The organism is Neobacillus niacini (assembly GCF_023715415.1).
Lineage (GTDB): Bacteria > Bacillota > Bacilli > Bacillales > Cytobacillaceae > Neobacillus > Neobacillus niacini_C.
The window spans coordinates 38,556-56,605 of sequence record NZ_JAMBOB010000003.1 but is presented as its reverse complement, the minus strand read 5'-3'; the positions used below and the strand labels follow the sequence as shown (position 1 = coordinate 56,605).

The window sequence follows — 18,050 nt, the reverse complement described above, 5'->3', positions numbered from 1 at the left end:
TTCATTTTATGATATCAAAAAAAATGATGGAAAACATTATAAACATTCATTTTACAAGATTATCAAAAAGATAGATGATAAATTCAGTTAATTTAGCTGAAAGAGAGGAGAAAAAGAAAATTGAAAAACAATGTACTGTTAGGGGCGATTTTATGTTTTATTGCTGCAGCCTCATGGGGGGCTATGTTTCCTGTGGCACATTCAGCTTTCAGATATATGGACCCCTTTTATTTTACAATCATTCGGTATGGAGCTGTAACACTTATCCTACTACCTATTTTACTATGGAAAGAAGGAAAGACGGCTTTTCGATTTGAAGGTAAAGGTCTTAAGTTGTGGTTTTTCGGGACAATGGCGTTTACAGTCTATAATTTATTCATCTTCTGGGGAGAAGATTTATTAGGTGAATCAGGAGTGATGGTGGCCTCCATTATGGAGTCTCTTATGCCTATGATTTCCATTGTGATTATATGGATACTCTTCAAAAAACGCCCACATTTATTCACATTACTATGTGTGCTCGTGTCATTTATAGGAGCCATGTTCGTGATTACAAAAGGTAATTTTCAGGCATTTCTTGGGGCAACAGATCACTTTATACCTTTCATACTCATATTAATGGCTGTTATTGGATGGGTCATTTACACGATGGGGGGTAGTGAGTTTAGCGGTTGGTCCGTTTTACGGTATTCAACATTAAGCTGTTTACTAGGAACGATTACGGCCATTGTTCTTGTAGTGGGGGCAACGCTGTTTGGATATATAACAATTCCATCAGAAAGTAACATAAAAGCAGTAAGCCCGCATTTATTGTTTATGATTATTTTCCCAGGCGTCATTGCACTAGTTGGTTGGAATATTGGCGTGAGTATACTATCACCATTAAATGGACTGTTGTTTATTAACTTTGTTCCGGTTACAACACTCACAATATCAATCTTTCAAGGGAATCCTGTCACCATGTTCGATCTCCTTGGTACGGTATTAATCATCGTTTCACTTTTGGCTAATAATATTTTTGTACGAAAGTTACACAGGAAAGAATCCAAACATCATGTTCAAACATTTTTACAGGAACGTGTCTCCTAATGGAAATCCAGCTGATTTTTTATCATGATGATAAAAAGTCAGCTGGAAAATAGTTTGGATTACATTCTTGTAATGGTTTCCTTAAATAGGTTGATAAATTACATATTTTACTATTGAATTAATTTTTAATATGTATATAATCTATGGTAATTGTATACGTAAATGTTTTCTAGGGTTCCGCAACCATTGAGTTGGTCTGGACCGAGAGGAAACTCACAGCTCTGCTGTGTCACGGAAGGATAAAAGCCTGGGAGATACTGTTTAACAGTTTTCTCTCGGGCTTTTTTTGTTTTAAAAAATTATTAATGGGGGTAATAGGTAATGAATGCGAATTGGATGAAAGTGTTTGTTGGAGCATTCTTTGAAGTGTTTTGGGTGATTGGTCTAAAACACGCAAATGGCTTTTGGACTTGGACTGGAACAGTGATCTCGATTATGGTGAGTTTTTATTTAATCATAATGGCTGGGCGAAAACTTCCCGTCGGTACGGTATATGCCGTTTTTGTAGGATTGGGGACAGCAGGAACAGTCATATCTGAAATTATATTTTTCGGTGAACCAATCAAGTTAGAAAAATTGATGTTGATTTTACTTTTACTAACCGGTGTTCTTGGATTGAAGTTATTAACTAGAGACAATACTCAAGAAGGAGCAGAGTCCTAATGGCGTGGGTATCATTAATTTTAGCAGGATTATGTGAAGCATTTGGTGTTGTTACAATAAATAAATTGAATAACAGTCGTAATTTGCAATCCTTATTACTATTAATTCTTGGATTTGGAGCTAGTTTTCTTTTTCTTGCCTACGCAATGAAAACACTACCTATGGGGACCGCTTATGCAATTTGGACAGGAATTGGCTCTGCTGGTGGTGCATTATTAGGCATTATGGTTTACGGCGAATCAAAAGATTGGAGAAGGATCGCATGTATTGCATTCATTTTAGGTGCAACCATTGGACTGAAGTCAGTGTAACAAGTCCACGTATCGTCTAACTAAATAAGAAAAACCGGGCAGATTATTTCTGCCCGGTCCATTTTGAATAAATTACGCTGCTGGGTTAACTTCTAATTCTACTTTAATTTTGATATCTTTCCCTACAAGTACGCCGCCTGTTTCAAGTGCTGCGTTCCAAGTAAGACCGAATTCTTCACGGTTAATTTTGGCTTCAGCTTCAAAGCCGTAAACTTCTACGCCCCATGGGTTTGTACCCTTACCATTAAATTCAACAGAAAACGTTACTGGTTTCGTTACATCTTTAATGGTTAAGTCACCAGTTACGCTATAGTCATCTCCGTCTTTTGTAATGCTTGTTGATGTAAATTCAATCGTTGGGTTATTTTCTACATCAAAGAAATCTGCAGATCGTAAGTGGTTATCACGATCTTCGCTGCGTGTGTTGATACTTGCAACATCCATCTTGAATGCAATAGATGCTGAAGTTAAATCTGTTAAATCTGCTGCTTCTACTTCTGCTGTATACGATTCAAATTGACCTTTCACTTTAGATACCATCATGTGTTTTACTTCAAATCCAATGCTTGAGTGTGATTGATCTACTGTCCATTTTGCCATTTTAAAATTCCCCCATTATGTGTTTTGTTGTTATCTCGAAATCGAGATATAAATCCAAAAAAAATTGTTTACCTTCTTACCTTTTTAACAAACCAGCTGAAATCTTCAAATCCAATATTATCTTTTAGATAACTATCTCGAATTCACTTATCTTTAACCTGAGATAAATTTATCATATATTCATTTAAGATGTCAACACTTTATGAAATTATTTTTTTAAATAAATAACATCAACAAACTAAGATTTTCCATATATTCATACACTCAATGTAAAAAAAGCTAACCGATAAATTGCCGGTTAGCTTAAAATCGCATAAGACTGATTGAGTGCCATTTAAAATAGAGAAAGCTTCTGTATGGTTGTTGCTTCCTTAATCGACTGTGAAGGGTATTGGTAAACGGAGGGATTCCTTAAACAAAGCTGCTCCCATGCATCAACACAATGAGGATCGAAATGGATTCCCTTGTTTTCTTTTAGATACTTCATCGCTTCTAAATGGGTCCATGCTTTTCGGTAAGAGCGCTCAGATGTCAGTGCATCATATACATCTGCAACTGCCATTATTCTTGCAAAGTAAGGGATGTCATTCCCCTTTAGTCCATCCGGATAGCCACTTCCATCCCATTTTTCATGATGGAATCGAATGATACTCAATTCTTCTTGCATGAATCCAAGATTCCTGCAAATATCATAGCCAAAGACAGGATGCTGCTCGATTAAGACTCTTTCGTCATGAAGGAGTTTTCCTGGCTTATTTAGAACTTCATCAGGAACACGAATTTTCCCTACATCATGGACAAGTCCTCCATGAACGATAGCACGAAGCTGTTCGGGTTCCAAACTTAGTTCTTCTGCAAGTTTTAGAGCATACATCGTAACTCTGAAGGTATGTCCGGCAGTGTAGGTATCTTTTTTTTCAGTAGCTGTAACCAATGCTTTAACACTAGGAGCGATACTGTTCGTTATCCGTTCAAAGGGATCATCGGTAAACAAGGAACGGATGGATTCAGTTAGTGTCCCTTTTACCGCATACTGTCTAACCAGACCGATAATCATCACAATCATCGAAGCTAATAATAGGAAATGATAAATCCACCAACTTAAATTCCAAATTACACCTCTCACCATAATCAACTGAGAGACACCAATCCAGCCCGCACTATACACAATAGCTATCTGTAATGGAAATTGTGTATATCGGTAGGATTGATAATAGTTGTAAATCGTAATACCATTTAACAAAAGGATTACTGTCGTCACTATAATATTCAAAGGTTTTACGTTCAATGGAATAATATCCACTATATTCGGATTGATTAGGCCAATTAGGCAAAAGATGATTAAAACCACTGTCCATAAAGGTAACAACAAACGCTGGAATTTTGAAAAATATTGAACAATAGGTTGATCAGTTGCCAACGATGACAGCCAAATCCAGAAGGTTGCCAATAACATGCTTATTTGTGCAGAAATTCCAGGTAAATGGGTAAAACCATGCAAGAAATTAGGAGTAGATAGACCATGTACCGAAAACATTAACCCGAGAGACACGAACGATAATGATAGAAAGCTTATTTTAATATTCCGGATTCTTCTCCCTGCTATCCCAACTGCAATAGAAATTAAACTTGCTAGAAAGGAAACAAGGCTAACAATATAGAAGTGGCCAATTGGTATATTAATTAATACATCCTTAAATAACCCTAGATTAAAGGCTTCAAAAACTAGATATGGAATGAACACCGCAGTCAGCGGCAGAAGAAATTTGTAATGTCTCATTTTACTCCCCCGAAAAAACAGTAAAATAGTAATAGTAGATGTATTAATTAATTGTTATAGTAGCATAATCTCTATTGATTAGAAACGTATTAATGCCTTCTGACAATATATTATTTAATAATTTTCTAACTGAAACGCACCAGCAAATTGAGTTATGTTACTATTTAATTTAGGTAAAATCTATTATATAAGACTATATGAAATCTATCGCAATCTTATTAACATATAATTGAAGGAGATTTACATGATTATCCGAGAAATTAAAAAAGAAGACAATACAAAAGTAAAAGGAATAATACAAAATTCATTAAAATCACTTGGATTAGCGATTCCTGGAACCGCTTATTTTGACCCTCAACTTAACGACCTTCACCACTATTATACTAATTTAACTCATGCGAACTATTGGGTAGTAGAAGTGGAAGGTGAGGTAGTTGGAGGAATTGGTATAGCGCCGTTTAACGAACATGAGAAGGTTTGCGAATTGCAAAAGCTTTATTTAAGTCCAAAAACACAAGGCCAAGGACTTGGAAAAAAACTAATGGAAACCGCTTTGTCATTTGCCTCTAAACATTATACAAAGTGCTACTTAGAAACAACGCTTGATTTAAAAACTGCATGTAAATTATATGAAAAATTTGGCTTTACACTTTTAAATGGACCACTACCGGGTTCTGATCATTCTGCTATGAATGCATGGTATTTAAAAGATTTGAAATAACCAACAGAAGTTTATTATGTATTATGTTTTATGTATGCTAAAAAAAGAGAAAACAGACAGAATATATTTTCTGTCTGTTTTTTCATGTCTCAATTAATGGTACCCTATTCTATTTGCAGCCCTCTTTACTAGATTCGTTACTTACATTGTACTAATGTCAATCACGAAACGATACTTTACATCTGAAGCTAACACTCGTTTATAGGCTTCGTCAATTTGATCAGCTGAAATTACTTCAATAGTAGTAGCAATGTTATGTTCCGCACAGAAATTCAACATTTCCTGAGTCTCACGGATGCCTCCAATCATTGAACCAGCAAAGGAACGGCGGTGACCGATGAGAGAGAACACATTTAATGACAATGGCTCTGCAGGTGCACCAACATTTACTAGAGTTCCATCAAGAGCTAAAAGTGAGAGATACGCACAAATATCGATTTTTGCACTTACTGTATTAATGATTAAATCAAATGTACCGGCAAGTTTCTTAAATGTTTCAGGGTTATTTGTTGCATAGTAGTTGTCGGCACCGAATTGCAAGCCATCTTCCTTTTTACTCAATGTTTGTGACAGAACCGTAACTTCTGCACCCATGGCGTGTGCAATCTTTACAGCCATATGACCAAGACCGCCCAGCCCAACAACAGCGACTTTCTTACCTGGTCCAGCTCCCCAATGGTTTAATGGAGAATAGGTGGTAATCCCTGCACAAAGTAATGGTGCTGCAACGTCAAGTTCAATGTTATCAGGTATTCTAACAACGAAGTTCTCTGTTACGACAATGTGAGTAGAATAGCCGCCTTGGGTAGGCTCTCCATACTTGTCAACACCAGCGTAGGTAGGTATATTTCCTTTTAGACAGTATTGTTCTTCTCCATTACGGCAGTTCTCACATTCCCCACAGGAATCTACCATACATCCGACCCCTACTCGGTCACCAACCTTGTACTTTGTAACCTTGGCTCCTACATCCGTGACAATTCCCGCAATCTCGTGGCCAGGTACGAGCGGATAATTTACTGGACCCCATTCTCCGTGTGCAGTATGGATATCAGAATGGCATATTCCTGCATATTTAATTTCGATTAGAACATCATGTAAATCAAGATCGCGGCGTTTAATTTCAGTAGCTCGAAAGGATTTGTCTGGACCGTCGACAGCTCGTGCTTTAGCAGTTATCATAGAAAAACCTCCAATAATTTATCATTTTCAAGAAAACAAGTATGTACTGGGGAAATTTTAGCCAGCTTCTTTCACTTGCAAAAACAATGTTAAACCTTAGAGTTAACTCTAGGTCAAGTGAATTGAAACTATATTTTTATAAAAATATTTGAACATGACTTATACAGAATTGATTTCTACTATTCTATTTGGTGACTTTGACATTTCAGCAAATGCCGTGATAAAATCCACTCAATTCTTAGAGTGAATCCGAAGTCTATTTATCATAAATAAAGGAGTTAAGGATGAAAACATATTCGATCAGCGAAGTTGCAAATAAATTAAATCTTACAGTATACACCTTGCGCTACTATGACAAAGAGGGGATTCTGCCTTTTGTAGAACGAACCTCCAGCGGAACACGCTTGTTTAAAGAATCCGATATCGATGCTTTAAAAATAATTGAATGTCTGAAATCCACAGGGATGCCTATTAAGGAAATTAAAAGTTTCATTGATTGGTGTTCTAATGGGGATTCCACGTTACAACAGAGATATAACATGTTTTTGGAACGAAAAGCTATTGTAGAAGCACAGTTGGAAGAATTAAGAAAAACAATGGAAGTCATCGAACATAAATGTTTGTATTACAAGACTGCATTGGATGCCGGAACGGAAGATATCCATAAAAACAAAAAAATAGAGATTAAGAATTAACAAAAAATCACCTATATTTCATATCGCTTTTCATGGAAGTCAAAAAACTATCAGATGAATTCCTGATAGTCTTTTGACTAATACATTTAACTGCAAACCCCTGTGACTTCTGCCCCTCGGACTTACTGATCTTTTGGGATTCGCGTTTCTATCCATTGAAGTTGAACAACATCCGGTTATCCTAATTAGTGCATATCATGACTCAAATGACCACTTTCCCTTTACTTTTTGCAGCAAGGGAAGCAATTGCATTACCATTAAATCCTTTCACAATGAGCCACACTGCTAAAATCATTTCATTCGCTGCTACGGGCACAGCCAAAACGGCGCCCCAAAAAGAAATTTGTGAAAATACACCAAACATGACAAAAAGGGAACAAATGAAAACACAAGAGGCTCCTGTTATACCAAGGATTGAGATAAACCTAGGCACAAGCTTGGTTTTATAAAAGATATAACTATACATCATCGTATTGATGCCAAGCATGAAAAGTGGACCAAGCATAAATGTCCAGTCATGGATTGCTTTAAGGATTATTCCTGAAGAGTGAAAGGATGAAGAATCTGGGGCTCCTGCTGCGACAAATTCCTGGCTTAGAGTTAAGAGGGATAAGACACTGATGACACCAACGATAATAATAATCGCTTCAAGAAACCTGAAACAAACATGCCAAAGGGCGATTGTTTCATTATACTGTCTTAACAATGGAAACAGGGTAGTTGCTGTTCCAACCGCTGAAACAACAAGCAATAATTCCATTAATGCCCCTACTATCACTTGGTTGGCGTGTTCAGAACCTGTAATAAGATATTCGGGACCTTTTAAGATAGGATCGTATAAATTTAACCCGATCACAGCTGTAACAGCTGCGAGTATAAACAGTACACCTACAATTCTTGCCGATTTTTTTGAATTCATCATTAATCCCCTCACTTATATAAATTCAAAGAGTGTAACACACTAATCGTTCTTGAGATCCCCATAAAAGAAGACTTCTTCCAACGGTAAGTTGAAGGCACGTGCTATGCGAAAAGCGAGTTCCAGAGATGGGGAGTAGTTTCCCTTTTCAAGAGCTACGATGGTTTGCCTTGTTACTCCCACCTTGTCAGCCAACTGCTGCTGCGTCATTTCATCATGGTTGAACCTTAATTTTCGAATGTGATTGCCGACAAGATTTTTACCCATTTTTACACTCCTCTCCGATAATGATAAAGTTTCGTAACCGAGCCGGTCACATCAGAAATGAAACCTGAAGCAATCAGAATTATGAACATTACATGTGAAGGTTGATAGAAAACCAGCGATCCCATTGCAAAAACAAAACCAATTATAAACACAAAAAATGAAATTCTGTTCGCTTTTAAGTCAATTAACTTATCTAATTCATCGGCAAATCCCGGTTCTTTTTCCTTAGTGGTCATTCGAAATACAATGTTAAAAATAATACTAATGATAATATGGGCAATGATTGAAAACAAAGTCAGGAAAAGGACAAAGGAACCCCAATAATGAAAAACCTCACTCGACTCCGCATCCACTCCTGGGTACCGCGGATACATGAACAAACAATACGAGATGAAAATAACAATACTGCTGATGATCGATACGATACTTTTCTTTTCTTGATACGTCATGATTACACCTCCTTGTATGATTAATTTTACAAAATGTAAAAATTGTTATACTTAATGTAAAGTAAATCATACACGAAGTCAAGGATAATATACAAAAATAGGAAATAAAAACAAAAAAAGGGAAACAAAATCATTGCGATTTGATTTCCCTCTTCAAATGATTTATTTGTTCTCGAAAAAAGATTAGACCATTAATACTAATTTTATAAGACAAGTGATTTGATCATGATAAAGTCGATTTGTTCTTCATCGCCCATATAAAAGGAGTGAGTACCAGCTTGCACGAAGCCTTTTTTCTTGTAAAAAGCAATCGCGTTCTCGTTTTTTTCCCAAACACCAAGCCAAATTTTGCTTTTTTTCTCTTCTACCGCTATTTCTATCGCCTTATTAATGAGATATTTACCAAGCCCTAGTTTTTGAAATTTGCCCCTTATATAAATCCTCTCGATTTCAAGTGAATCCTCACCCATATTTTCTGACTGAGCATCCTGTGTATTCACCTTTAAATATCCAGCCACTTCATTATTAAAATAAACAAAAAAGAATTGCGAAGAGATGTTGGATAATTCTTTTTCTAGTTGTTTTACGTTAAATGCCCTCTCCAAATAATCATTCATGCTTTCGGGTGAGTTCTGGTCCTTAAATGTCTCATTAAAAGTTTCATAACTTATTTCTTGAAGCGTGTTTAAGTCTTCAATGGTACACGGTTTTATATTTATATTCATTCGTATATGTCTCTCCTTTATCAAATCAATAATTTCTCTTGTTCCCCTTTTTTACGTGTTCCCAGTCTTTTTCTATATTTTTTCTTACCCTTTGAAGCAGGTTGAAAGTGTCGTCTACTTCTCTTTCAGTAAATCCCTCTAATGCAACGGTATTTGAATAATCATTTTCTCTTTTTATGAACGGATAAACATTTTTCCCTTTCTCTGTTGGAAAGAGTTTTTTAATTTTTTTGTTATGTTGATCGTCTTTCTTTTCAATAAAGCCATTCATTTCAAGTTTTTTTATAGCACGTGCTGCTGTTGTCCGGTCTACTTTAATCATTTCAGCTACCTTTTCTTGAATGATTCCAGGGTTTTCACATATTCGTACCAGGTACAAATACTGACCCTTAGTAAGATCTAATTCTTTAAATTCAATATTACTTATAGAATCTAATGCTCTAGCAATCATTCCAATTTCGCGTAAAATTTCCTTCATATTTTCTCCTTAGTCGAAGTTTTTTGTTGCAATTACAACATATTTACTATAAATTTAATTTAACCTAATATTGTTGTAAATACAATAAATAAATTAAAGGAGTGAAAAAAATGAAGGCAAAAAGGATAACGATTGAAGAAGATTTAAGAAAGGCATTTCAAATTAGGAAAGAGGTATTTGTTGAGGAACAAGGCGTTCCCTTAGAGGATGAATTTGATGAGTTTGACAATCTCAATGGCCAATGTGAACATATCTTAGTCTATTTCGAAGAACAACCTGTCGGAACAGGAAGGATACGATGGGTTGATGAGTTTGGAAAATTAGAGAGAATTTGTATTCTAGAACCCTATCGAAAATTTGGCCTTGGTAAAGTAATTATTACAGCTTTGGAGGAAATTGCACAAGATAAAGGAGCAACACACGCCAAATTACACGGTCAAACACATGCAGAGGGTTTTTATAAAAAACTAGGTTATCAGACTTCATCAAGTGTGTTTATAGAAGATGGAATTCCCCATTATTTGATGACAAAAGAATTAATAAACCGGTAATCAACTGTGTAGATAAAGTCCATCCTGCTGTTAGTACTATTTCCTTAACACCCCGTAATGTTAGTCACTTTACTAACATTACGGGGTGTTTTAATGAGTGTTGTTTATGGGACAATTTTGGTTGATTTAGCCCTTTCTGCTGTCCTGTGTATCCAACCTCCCAAAGGCCGTTTTAGAGCTAGTGCCAAAAGGAAGCTGATGCCAACAAAAATGAGCAGATAAAGGGTGTCTCTTATCACTACTGCCTTTATCATTCCGCCTACCGATTCACGCAGTATGCTGACGGCATAAGTGAATGGCATGAACGGGTGCAATGTTTGAAAAAAGGAAGGCGTTAAGCTAACAGGAAAAGTTGCACCTGAACTGGATATTTGCAAAACCAATAATATGATGGATAACCCCTTCCCAATATTGCCAAACACTGAACAAAGCGTATAAATAATAATCGTAAATACAATGCTGATAAAAATACTTAATAGCACAAACCATAGTTTGTCCGCAACATATGCATGGATTACATACAAATCTCCTATTGATACAATGACTGCTTGGAGAATACTAATGGTTAAAAACGTTAGGAGTCTTCCAAAATAGATCTGGTAGTGCTTATATTGACTTTCCACATCTTCTACATCGACTCGTAGCGAAGACACTAGAAGTGTGCCGCCTACCCATAATGCCAGCATGGTATAAAAGGGTGTCATAGCGGAACCATAGTTCGGAATTGGAAAAATCCGTTCTGTTTTTAACAGAATCGGTTTTGCTAAAAAACTGCTTTCCTTATTCGGATCATGCTTTAAGTATTCAATCAAATCATTTATGTTGACACTGCTCTTAAATTGTCTCAGTCGACTTGCTGCATTCCTTACTTTTTCTTCAAATCCAGGCAAATCATTTCTGGCAAAACTAGCAGCCTTATGAATCGCTTGTTCCGCTGCTGGAAGCTTAGTCCGTATAAGATCTGCGGCTTCGCGAATATCGGACTCCACTTTAGGTAAGTCGTTCCGTACAAAATCTGCTGCTTTATGGATTTTTTGTTCAACCGTGGGCATTACATTTTTAACAAAATCTGCTGCTGTATTAATCCCACCGGTAACCCGGTCTACCTTTTGTTGTAAATCCGTCCGGCTATTTTCGATGATTCCGTGTATATTCATTAATTCATTGTATAAGGGAGTTAACTGCTCCGAATTGGTGCTTGTACCTGATTGATTAGCCTCATTGACTCTATCCATGGCTTGTTTTAATTGTGTTTCTATTTCGGTGATTTGAGTAACAACATCATTAATAATGGCGGTGGTTCTAGCAATATCATTAAGCCTTTCCAGCATAGATAACACTTGTTCACCCGCATCATTGATTAGTGGCAGGCTTTCCTCCACTTTCAGGATACTCTCTCCCACCCGGTCAAGCTCAGGAATCCTCTGTTCCAAGGCAATAATTTGTTGTCCTTTCTCATGAATTTCAGGTAGTTTTCCTTCCAGTTCAATTGCTTTACGACCCATTTCTTCAATTTGAGGGAGTGCCTTTTCAAGCTCAAAGAGTTGGTTTTCTACAGAAAAAATCGACGGCAAATCCTTTTCAAGCTCTACTCCTGCTTTATAAAAAGAAAAGAAAATTGCATCTCCTACTGTTTTAATAAAAGCTTCACTAATTTGGGCGGTTACACCTGTAGCACCTGTAGCAGCAATTTTAGGTGCCACAGCATTAATTTTTTCATTTACCCCAAAAATGATTTGCGGTTTTTCTGGATTTTCTTCTAGAATACTTGTTATTTTTCTAGAGAATTCTTTTGGAATAATGAGATAAGCATAATAATCTCCATGTTTTACACCACGTTTAGCTTCTTTCTCGTTGACAAACACCCAGCCAAGCTTTTTATTCTTCTTTAGAGATTTTATTGTTTCTTCTCCAACATTAATATTCTGCCGTGTTAAACGAACTACAGCACCTTCATCTTCATTGGCAACTGCAACGATGATTCCTGAAGTATTCCCATACGGGTCCCACATCGACTTGATGTTAAACCATGCATATGCGGAAGGAAGCAGCATAAGTCCAACCACCAATAATGCCACTGTTGGAACACTAAAGATATTTTTCCAATCAGTAGTATAGATCCACCATATTTTCCTCATGGTCAAAACACACCCATTTCAAAACATACTATTTCTATTGTTGTAAAAAATGGTTTTTTTATCCCAAAACAAAACCGCAATCATCTTATTAGGAATTTCTTCCATCGGAACAGCATTAAAAAAACACTCACAACTTTAATTCGTTAACAATCCAATTGGTAACGAATCGTCTCTATAACTACCATAATTATTAAACTACTTACTTAAAAAACTATAGAAGAGCATAATAGTTGGTTTACTGGATATACAAAGTTTGGTAAAATTTTTTTGAATCAAGAAAACGTTTTCCTTTAATAGAACTGTGAGGAACGGTATGAAAATGGAGGTAGTATATTGGCACAGACAAATGAATTTGCACACCGTATGGCGAGGAAGACAATCAAACTTGTCGATGAATCAGGATATCCTGTTGCAGGAAAGGAAATCGCACTTAATCTGGTAAACCATAAGTTCTTATTTGGCTGTGGTATTTTCGATGCCATAGAGGTGGCCAACAGAAATGTACCAGCAGACAGACTTGCATTTCAGGAAAACAAACTAGAGATGTTCTTAGATGTATTTAACTCTGCAACACTACCTTTCTATTGGGGAACATTCGAGCCTGAAAAAGGAAAACCTCGGACTAACGAACTTAAGACTGCGGCTCAGTGGTTAAAAGAAAGAAATGTAACCGTAAAAGGACATCCTCTTTGCTGGCACACTGTTACCGCCCCATGGCTTATGGATATGAGCAATGAAGAAATTCTTAAAGCACAGTTTGCTAGAATTGAACGGGAAGTATCAGATTTCAAAGGATTAATCGATATGTGGGATGTAATCAACGAAGTGGTGATCATGCCAATCTTTGATAAGTATGACAATGGTATTACAAGAATCTCTAAAGATCTTGGCCGTGTTGGGATTATTAAAGAAATGTTTGCAAAAACACGCGAATTCAATCCAGGTGCAACCCTATTATTAAATGACTTTAATACTTCTATTAACTACGAAATCTTAATAGATGGATGTTTACAGGCTGGTATCTCAATCGATGCGATTGGCATTCAGTCACATCAGCATCAGGGATATTGGGGACGTGAGAAATTAGAAGAAGTATTAGACCGTTTCTCACACTTTGGTCTTCCTATTCACTTTACAGAAAACACATTGACGTCGGGACATCTTATGCCGCCTGACATTGAAGACCTGAATGATTATCAGATTCCTGAATGGCCATCTACACCAGAGTTTGAAGAACGTCAGGCAAAAGAAGTAGAGGAAATGTATTCGATTCTGTTTAAACATCCACTGGTAGAAGCCATTACCACCTGGTCCTTCAGTGATGATGGTGCATGGCTCGGTGCTCCTGCTGGATTTGTCAGAAAAGATAATAGCCCAAAACTATCTTATGAAGTATTAAAGAAACTGATTAAAAGTGACTGGTCTACAAATGTGAAATGTAAGACAGATAGCTACGGTATCGTTTCATTTGAAGGAATCCTTGGTGAGTATGATCTTGTTTGTGGAGATAAAAAAGTAAACTTTACCTTAGATAAAGATGCTGAGACCATACAACTTACCATCTAATATATACCCTAAAAAGATAAAAGCTTCCGTCCAAATCTGGCCGGAAGCTTTTATCTTATATTCTACTGGTTATATTTTACAAATTTCTATTTTTGTGAATAATAGTGTTACAACCTGAATTAAAGTGCACCTTACTTGCATGAAAAACTAGCTAACGTTATTATATAAGATTGGTAAGACACTTTTGGAACATCATGTTTTTCTTTTTAAACTCCTAGGAGGAAACGAAATGAATGTCATTGAGGTCAAAAATTTACGGAAAGAATTTAATTCCTATACTAGCCGGCCCGGTTTGGCTGGAGCGTTTCGAGATTTATTTACAAGAAACTATAAAGTCCATGCAGCTGTTGATAATATCTCCTTAACCATTAAACAAGGGGAAATGGTTGGGTATATTGGAGAGAACGGTGCTGGTAAATCAACAACCATAAAGATGTTAACCGGCATTTTGACGCCAACATCCGGTTCGATTATCGTAAATGGGATGAATCCCCATAAGCAGCGAGAAGAATTCGTGCGAACCATTGGCGTGGTATTTGGTCAGCGGTCACAGCTTTGGTGGGATATCGCAGTTCAGGAGTCCTTCCGGTTATTAAAAAAGGTTTACCGGGTTTCGGATGAAGACTATAACCATCATATGGGCCATGTGATAGAAACGTTAGACATTGGTCCTTTACTAGATAAACCGGTCCGAAAGCTGTCTCTTGGACAACGGATGCGCTGTGAGTTAGCCGCTGCTCTCGTACACAATCCTCCTCTCCTCTTTTTGGACGAGCCAACGATTGGCCTAGATGTACTAGTAAAATTAAAAATTCGAAAATTTCTACAGGAAATTAACGAGCAATATAAAACCACCATTCTCTTGACAACACATGACTTAACGGATATTGAAGCACTTTGTGAACGAGTAGTGTTATTAGATGAAGGGAAAATCATCTATGATGGCAAGCTGAATCAGCTTCAAGAACATGCAGTTGAGGGAAAACAAATCGAATTTGAATTTTTGTCAGAAGTCCCTCGCAGTTCCCTGCCTCGTATCGAAAATATTCAATGGGAACAAAAGGATGCGACCACCTGGCTCGGGTTAATTAATGGCGATGAACAAATGATTTCTCAATTAATTAGTGATGTCGTCCAAAGGAATCCGATTAAAAATGTTCGAATCAATGAAGTTTCTACAGAAGAGATTGTCCGGAAGATTTACGAAGAAGGTATGGCCCTCACATGAGTATGTATTTAGAAATGATTCGGGTTCGTTTTTTAATGATGCTCGCTTATCGAACAAACTATTATAGCGGGATATTAATCTATAGCATTAATATCGGTGCCTACTATTTTTTATGGTCAGCGATTTATGGAGGGAAAGAAGAGATTCAGGGATTGTCCGTTGCTCAAATGACTACCTATGTGGCAGTCGCCTGGATGGCAAGAGCCTTCTACTATAACAACATTGATCGTGAAATTGCAGCCGAAATCAAAGACGGAAAAGTCGCAATTGAAATGATCCGCCCCTATAATTATTTAGGGATGAAAACCATGCAGGCACTTGGGGAAGGCGTCTTTCGCTTACTGTTTTTCTCAGTACCAGGTATGATTATCGTGGCATTAATTTTTCCAGTCACCTTCAATGCTAGTTTGAACACATGGTTATTTTTCTTTGTCTCGCTCGTTTTTAGTTTTATTGTTAATACGTATATCAACTTATTAACCGGTATGATGACGTTCTTTTTATTTAATAACACAGGATTGATTCGAGCAAAACGTGTCGTGATTGATTTGTTTTCAGGATTACTCCTCCCAATCTCTTTTTATCCCGGATGGGCTCAGGAAGTGATGTCCTATTTGCCCTTTCAAGCCATAAGCTATATCCCAAGTATGATTTTTACAGAAGGCTTGGTTGGTCAAGAGATGTATAATGCGTTGCTTTCACAAGTATTCTGGGTGGTCATTTTACTTATTCCAATTCGTCTTTTATGGTCATTAGCAAAAAAACATTTAATTGTACAAGGGGGCTGACCAATGTTTTATCTATCATTGTTCTTTCAATACGCCTCTCAATATTTAAAAACCAGGCTTACTTATCGTGTTGATACGATTCTGGAAATCCTTTCTGACCTATTATCTCAGGGTGTCAATTTAATTTTCATCTTAATCGTTTTCCGCCATACAGCCTTTTTAGGCGGCTGGAACCGCGATGAAATTATTTTTATTTATGGATTTTTCCTTGTTCCTTATGCGATATTTTCGTCCTTTTTTAACATATGGGACTTTAATGAACGCTATATTGTCAAAGGAGAAATGGACCGTATCTTGACACGCCCGGTACACAGTCTTTTCCAAATTATCTTAGAACGAATCGAGCTGGAGTCGTTATTCGGTGCGATTACAGGCTTAGTGGTTATGAGTTATGCGATGGCGAACCTAGACTTAACGTTTGCATGGTACGATGTTTTGCTCTTTATTGTCATGGTAATTGGCGGGACCTTTATTTATGCGGGGATTTTTATTTCGATTGCAACGATAGGATTCTGGTCAGACAGTCGTACCGATATTATGCCTATGATGTATAATATCAGTAATTACGGCCGCTACCCGATTAACATTTACAACAAGGTAATTCAATTTGTGTTAACCTGGATTCTACCTTTCGCCTTCGTCGGTGTGTATCCAGCTTCCTATTTTTTAAATCGTGAAGAATGGTATGGCTACGCCTTTTTCACACCTGTTATGGGAATTCTTTTCCTAGGAATTTCGATAGTTCTATGGAATGCTGGGGTCAAGAAATATCGTGGGGCTGGGAATTAACATTTAAATTTTAATAAATACTATAGATTCAAAAGACCATAAAATGCCCTTAGAAGCCCCAAAATCAGGATTTCTAAGGGCTATCTTTTTTTCTACTCCGTATAAATCCTTATTTTCTTGGCACTAATTCTCATTATCCCTTGTATGCATTTTGTAATTCCACAAGATCAAATTTCTTCATTTTAAGAAATGCTTTCGTTAGGCGCTCACGTTGCTCAGGCGTTCCTTTGCTCAACATCTCGTCCATCTCACTTGGCACGATCTGCCAGGACACGCCAAACTTATCCTTCAGCCAGCCGCATTGCTCAGCTTCAGGAACTGCAGAGAGCCTATCCCAGTAGTAATCAATCTCTTCTTGTGTTTCACAATACACCATAAAAGAGATAGCCTCGTTGAAATTGAAATTATGCTTGTGCGCACTATCCATTGCGGCAAACCATCTATTTTCCAAGCTAAAATCACCGAACATGATAGTTCCTTCTTTATCCGGTTCCATGCCATTAGGGTAACGAGCGATATGACCCTGCTTTCCATTCTTAAAAACTGATAAATAAAAGTTAATCGCTTCTTCTGCGTTGCCGCATTGATCTCCTACAAACAAAAGTGACGGTACAATTTCAGGTCGCTCTTCACCTGCTGGATTAGTAAGCATTAACTGCCAGGACAATCCATATTTATCCTGAATCCATCCGTACTTCTCGCTGAAGGGATACTTATCAAATGGCATTAACGCTGTGCCGCCATCTGATAATTTGTTCCATACCTCATTTATTTTTTCGCTTGCGTCTTTTTCTCGTGATGGGTCAAAATTAACGATAAAGGACACCGATGGATTGATTTTGAAATATGGACCTGCGCTGATTGCCATAAACTTTTGTCCCCAAAGCTCAAAGGAGACGATATCAGAGTTTCCTGATGGTGTGTCATGGATGGTGGTTACATTCGTAATTTTTGATTCCGGGAATATGGATGTGTAAAACTCAACTGCTTCTTTTGCCTCCTTGTCATACCATAAATGCGGAACAATTTTTTGATTTGTATTTATCATAGGTATTCCTCCTTTATTTCTCTATTATTGTATTGCCATCAATCCTCTAAACTTCAATCTATT

General features: G+C 37.0%; 20 protein-coding genes and 1 riboswitch. Of the genes, 10 read left to right on the top strand and 10 right to left on the bottom strand.

Features of this window, described 5'->3' with window-relative positions:
- Positions 1-120 precede the first annotated feature (120 nt).
- The 3 genes from M3189_RS06920 to M3189_RS06910 all read left to right on the top strand — a co-directional run bounded on the left by M3189_RS06920 (position 121) and on the right by M3189_RS06910 (position 2,063).
- Positions 121-1,089 (top strand): DMT family transporter, encoded by a 969-nt coding sequence (locus M3189_RS06920; protein WP_251633092.1) that lies wholly within the window; start codon positions 121-123, stop codon positions 1,087-1,089.
- Positions 1,090-1,247: 158 nt separating this feature from the next.
- Positions 1,248-1,345, top strand: a riboswitch (guanidine-I (ykkC/yxkD leader).
- 65 nt (positions 1,346-1,410) lie between these two features.
- The gene (locus M3189_RS06915; RefSeq protein WP_251633091.1) at positions 1,411-1,752 is read left to right on the top strand and encodes a DMT family transporter; all 342 of its coding nucleotides are present in this window, start codon (positions 1,411-1,413) and stop codon (positions 1,750-1,752) included.
- Positions 1,752-2,063 carry a DMT family transporter gene (locus tag M3189_RS06910; RefSeq protein ID WP_251633090.1) on the top strand — a complete coding sequence of 104 codons (312 nt, stop codon included), beginning with the start codon at positions 1,752-1,754 and terminating at the stop codon, positions 2,061-2,063. The genes M3189_RS06915 and M3189_RS06910 overlap by 1 nt, the downstream gene beginning before the upstream one ends.
- A gap of 72 nt (positions 2,064-2,135) precedes the next feature.
- Here M3189_RS06910 and M3189_RS06905 read toward each other — a convergent pair whose 3' ends face one another.
- Both M3189_RS06905 and M3189_RS06900 read right to left on the bottom strand, forming a co-directional pair.
- Positions 2,136-2,663 (bottom strand): YceI family protein, encoded by a 528-nt coding sequence (locus M3189_RS06905; RefSeq protein ID WP_251633089.1) that lies wholly within the window; start codon positions 2,661-2,663, stop codon positions 2,136-2,138.
- Positions 2,664-2,997: 334 nt separating this feature from the next.
- Entirely contained in the window at positions 2,998-4,443 is a 1,446-nt protein-coding gene (locus M3189_RS06900) for an HD-GYP domain-containing protein (protein ID WP_251633088.1), read from the bottom strand.
- 244 nt (positions 4,444-4,687) lie between these two features.
- On the opposite strand from M3189_RS06900, the gene M3189_RS06895 reads away from it, so the two are divergent.
- Positions 4,688-5,164, top strand: a complete 477-nt coding sequence (locus M3189_RS06895) for a GNAT family N-acetyltransferase (protein WP_251633087.1) — start codon at positions 4,688-4,690, stop codon at positions 5,162-5,164.
- A 141-nt stretch (positions 5,165-5,305) separates the two neighbouring features.
- On the opposite strand, the gene M3189_RS06890 is transcribed toward M3189_RS06895, so the two are convergent.
- On the bottom strand, positions 5,306-6,346 hold the full coding sequence (locus tag M3189_RS06890; protein WP_251633086.1) for an NAD(P)-dependent alcohol dehydrogenase: 1,041 nt from the start codon (positions 6,344-6,346) through the stop codon (positions 5,306-5,308).
- 284 nt (positions 6,347-6,630) lie between these two features.
- Here M3189_RS06890 and M3189_RS06885 point away from each other — a divergent pair, with 284 nt between their 5' ends.
- The gene (locus M3189_RS06885; protein ID WP_251633085.1) at positions 6,631-7,041 is read left to right on the top strand and encodes a MerR family transcriptional regulator; all 411 of its coding nucleotides are present in this window, start codon (positions 6,631-6,633) and stop codon (positions 7,039-7,041) included.
- Between the two features lie 202 nt (positions 7,042-7,243).
- Here the strand turns inward: M3189_RS06885 and M3189_RS06880 are convergent, their stop codons facing one another.
- From M3189_RS06880 to M3189_RS06860, 5 genes are all read right to left on the bottom strand, one after another.
- Positions 7,244-7,960, bottom strand: a complete 717-nt coding sequence (locus M3189_RS06880; RefSeq protein WP_251633084.1) for a DUF4386 domain-containing protein — start codon at positions 7,958-7,960, stop codon at positions 7,244-7,246.
- Between the two features lie 42 nt (positions 7,961-8,002).
- On the bottom strand, positions 8,003-8,227 hold the full coding sequence (locus M3189_RS06875) for a helix-turn-helix transcriptional regulator (RefSeq protein WP_251633083.1): 225 nt from the start codon (positions 8,225-8,227) through the stop codon (positions 8,003-8,005).
- Between the two features lie 2 nt (positions 8,228-8,229).
- A complete protein-coding gene (locus M3189_RS06870) occupies positions 8,230-8,676 on the bottom strand; it encodes a hypothetical protein (RefSeq protein ID WP_251633082.1) in 447 nt (148 codons plus the stop codon).
- A 203-nt stretch (positions 8,677-8,879) separates the two neighbouring features.
- On the bottom strand, positions 8,880-9,401 hold the full coding sequence (locus tag M3189_RS06865) for a GNAT family N-acetyltransferase (protein ID WP_251633081.1): 522 nt from the start codon (positions 9,399-9,401) through the stop codon (positions 8,880-8,882).
- A gap of 25 nt (positions 9,402-9,426) precedes the next feature.
- The gene (locus tag M3189_RS06860; RefSeq protein ID WP_251633080.1) at positions 9,427-9,879 is read right to left on the bottom strand and encodes a MarR family winged helix-turn-helix transcriptional regulator; all 453 of its coding nucleotides are present in this window, start codon (positions 9,877-9,879) and stop codon (positions 9,427-9,429) included.
- A 110-nt stretch (positions 9,880-9,989) separates the two neighbouring features.
- Between M3189_RS06860 and M3189_RS06855 the strand changes: the two genes are divergently transcribed.
- Positions 9,990-10,430, top strand: a complete 441-nt coding sequence (locus M3189_RS06855; RefSeq protein ID WP_251633079.1) for a GNAT family N-acetyltransferase — start codon at positions 9,990-9,992, stop codon at positions 10,428-10,430.
- 104 nt (positions 10,431-10,534) lie between these two features.
- On the opposite strand, the gene M3189_RS06850 is transcribed toward M3189_RS06855, so the two are convergent.
- On the bottom strand, positions 10,535-12,568 hold the full coding sequence (locus M3189_RS06850; protein ID WP_251633078.1) for a YhgE/Pip domain-containing protein: 2,034 nt from the start codon (positions 12,566-12,568) through the stop codon (positions 10,535-10,537).
- Positions 12,569-12,901: 333 nt separating this feature from the next.
- On the opposite strand from M3189_RS06850, the gene M3189_RS06845 reads away from it, so the two are divergent.
- The 4 genes from M3189_RS06845 (at position 12,902) to M3189_RS06830 (ending at position 16,939) form a co-directional block, all read left to right on the top strand.
- Positions 12,902-14,134 carry an endo-1,4-beta-xylanase gene (locus M3189_RS06845; protein ID WP_251633077.1) on the top strand — a complete coding sequence of 411 codons (1,233 nt, stop codon included), beginning with the start codon at positions 12,902-12,904 and terminating at the stop codon, positions 14,132-14,134.
- 229 nt (positions 14,135-14,363) lie between these two features.
- Complete coding sequence (locus M3189_RS06840; RefSeq protein WP_251633076.1) at positions 14,364-15,362, top strand: ABC transporter ATP-binding protein; 999 nt, start codon at positions 14,364-14,366, stop codon at positions 15,360-15,362.
- On the top strand, positions 15,359-16,150 hold the full coding sequence (locus tag M3189_RS06835) for an ABC transporter permease (RefSeq protein ID WP_251633075.1): 792 nt from the start codon (positions 15,359-15,361) through the stop codon (positions 16,148-16,150). Before M3189_RS06840 ends, M3189_RS06835 begins: the two co-directional genes overlap by 4 nt.
- Before the next feature lie 3 nt (positions 16,151-16,153).
- Positions 16,154-16,939: an ABC transporter permease gene (locus tag M3189_RS06830; protein WP_251633074.1), complete on the top strand. Its 786-nt coding sequence runs from the start codon at positions 16,154-16,156 to the stop codon at positions 16,937-16,939.
- A 133-nt stretch (positions 16,940-17,072) separates the two neighbouring features.
- Here the strand turns inward: M3189_RS06830 and M3189_RS06825 are convergent, their stop codons facing one another.
- Positions 17,073-17,987 carry a VOC family protein gene (locus tag M3189_RS06825; RefSeq protein WP_251633073.1) on the bottom strand — a complete coding sequence of 305 codons (915 nt, stop codon included), beginning with the start codon at positions 17,985-17,987 and terminating at the stop codon, positions 17,073-17,075.
- Between the last annotated feature and the right edge of the window lie 63 nt (positions 17,988-18,050).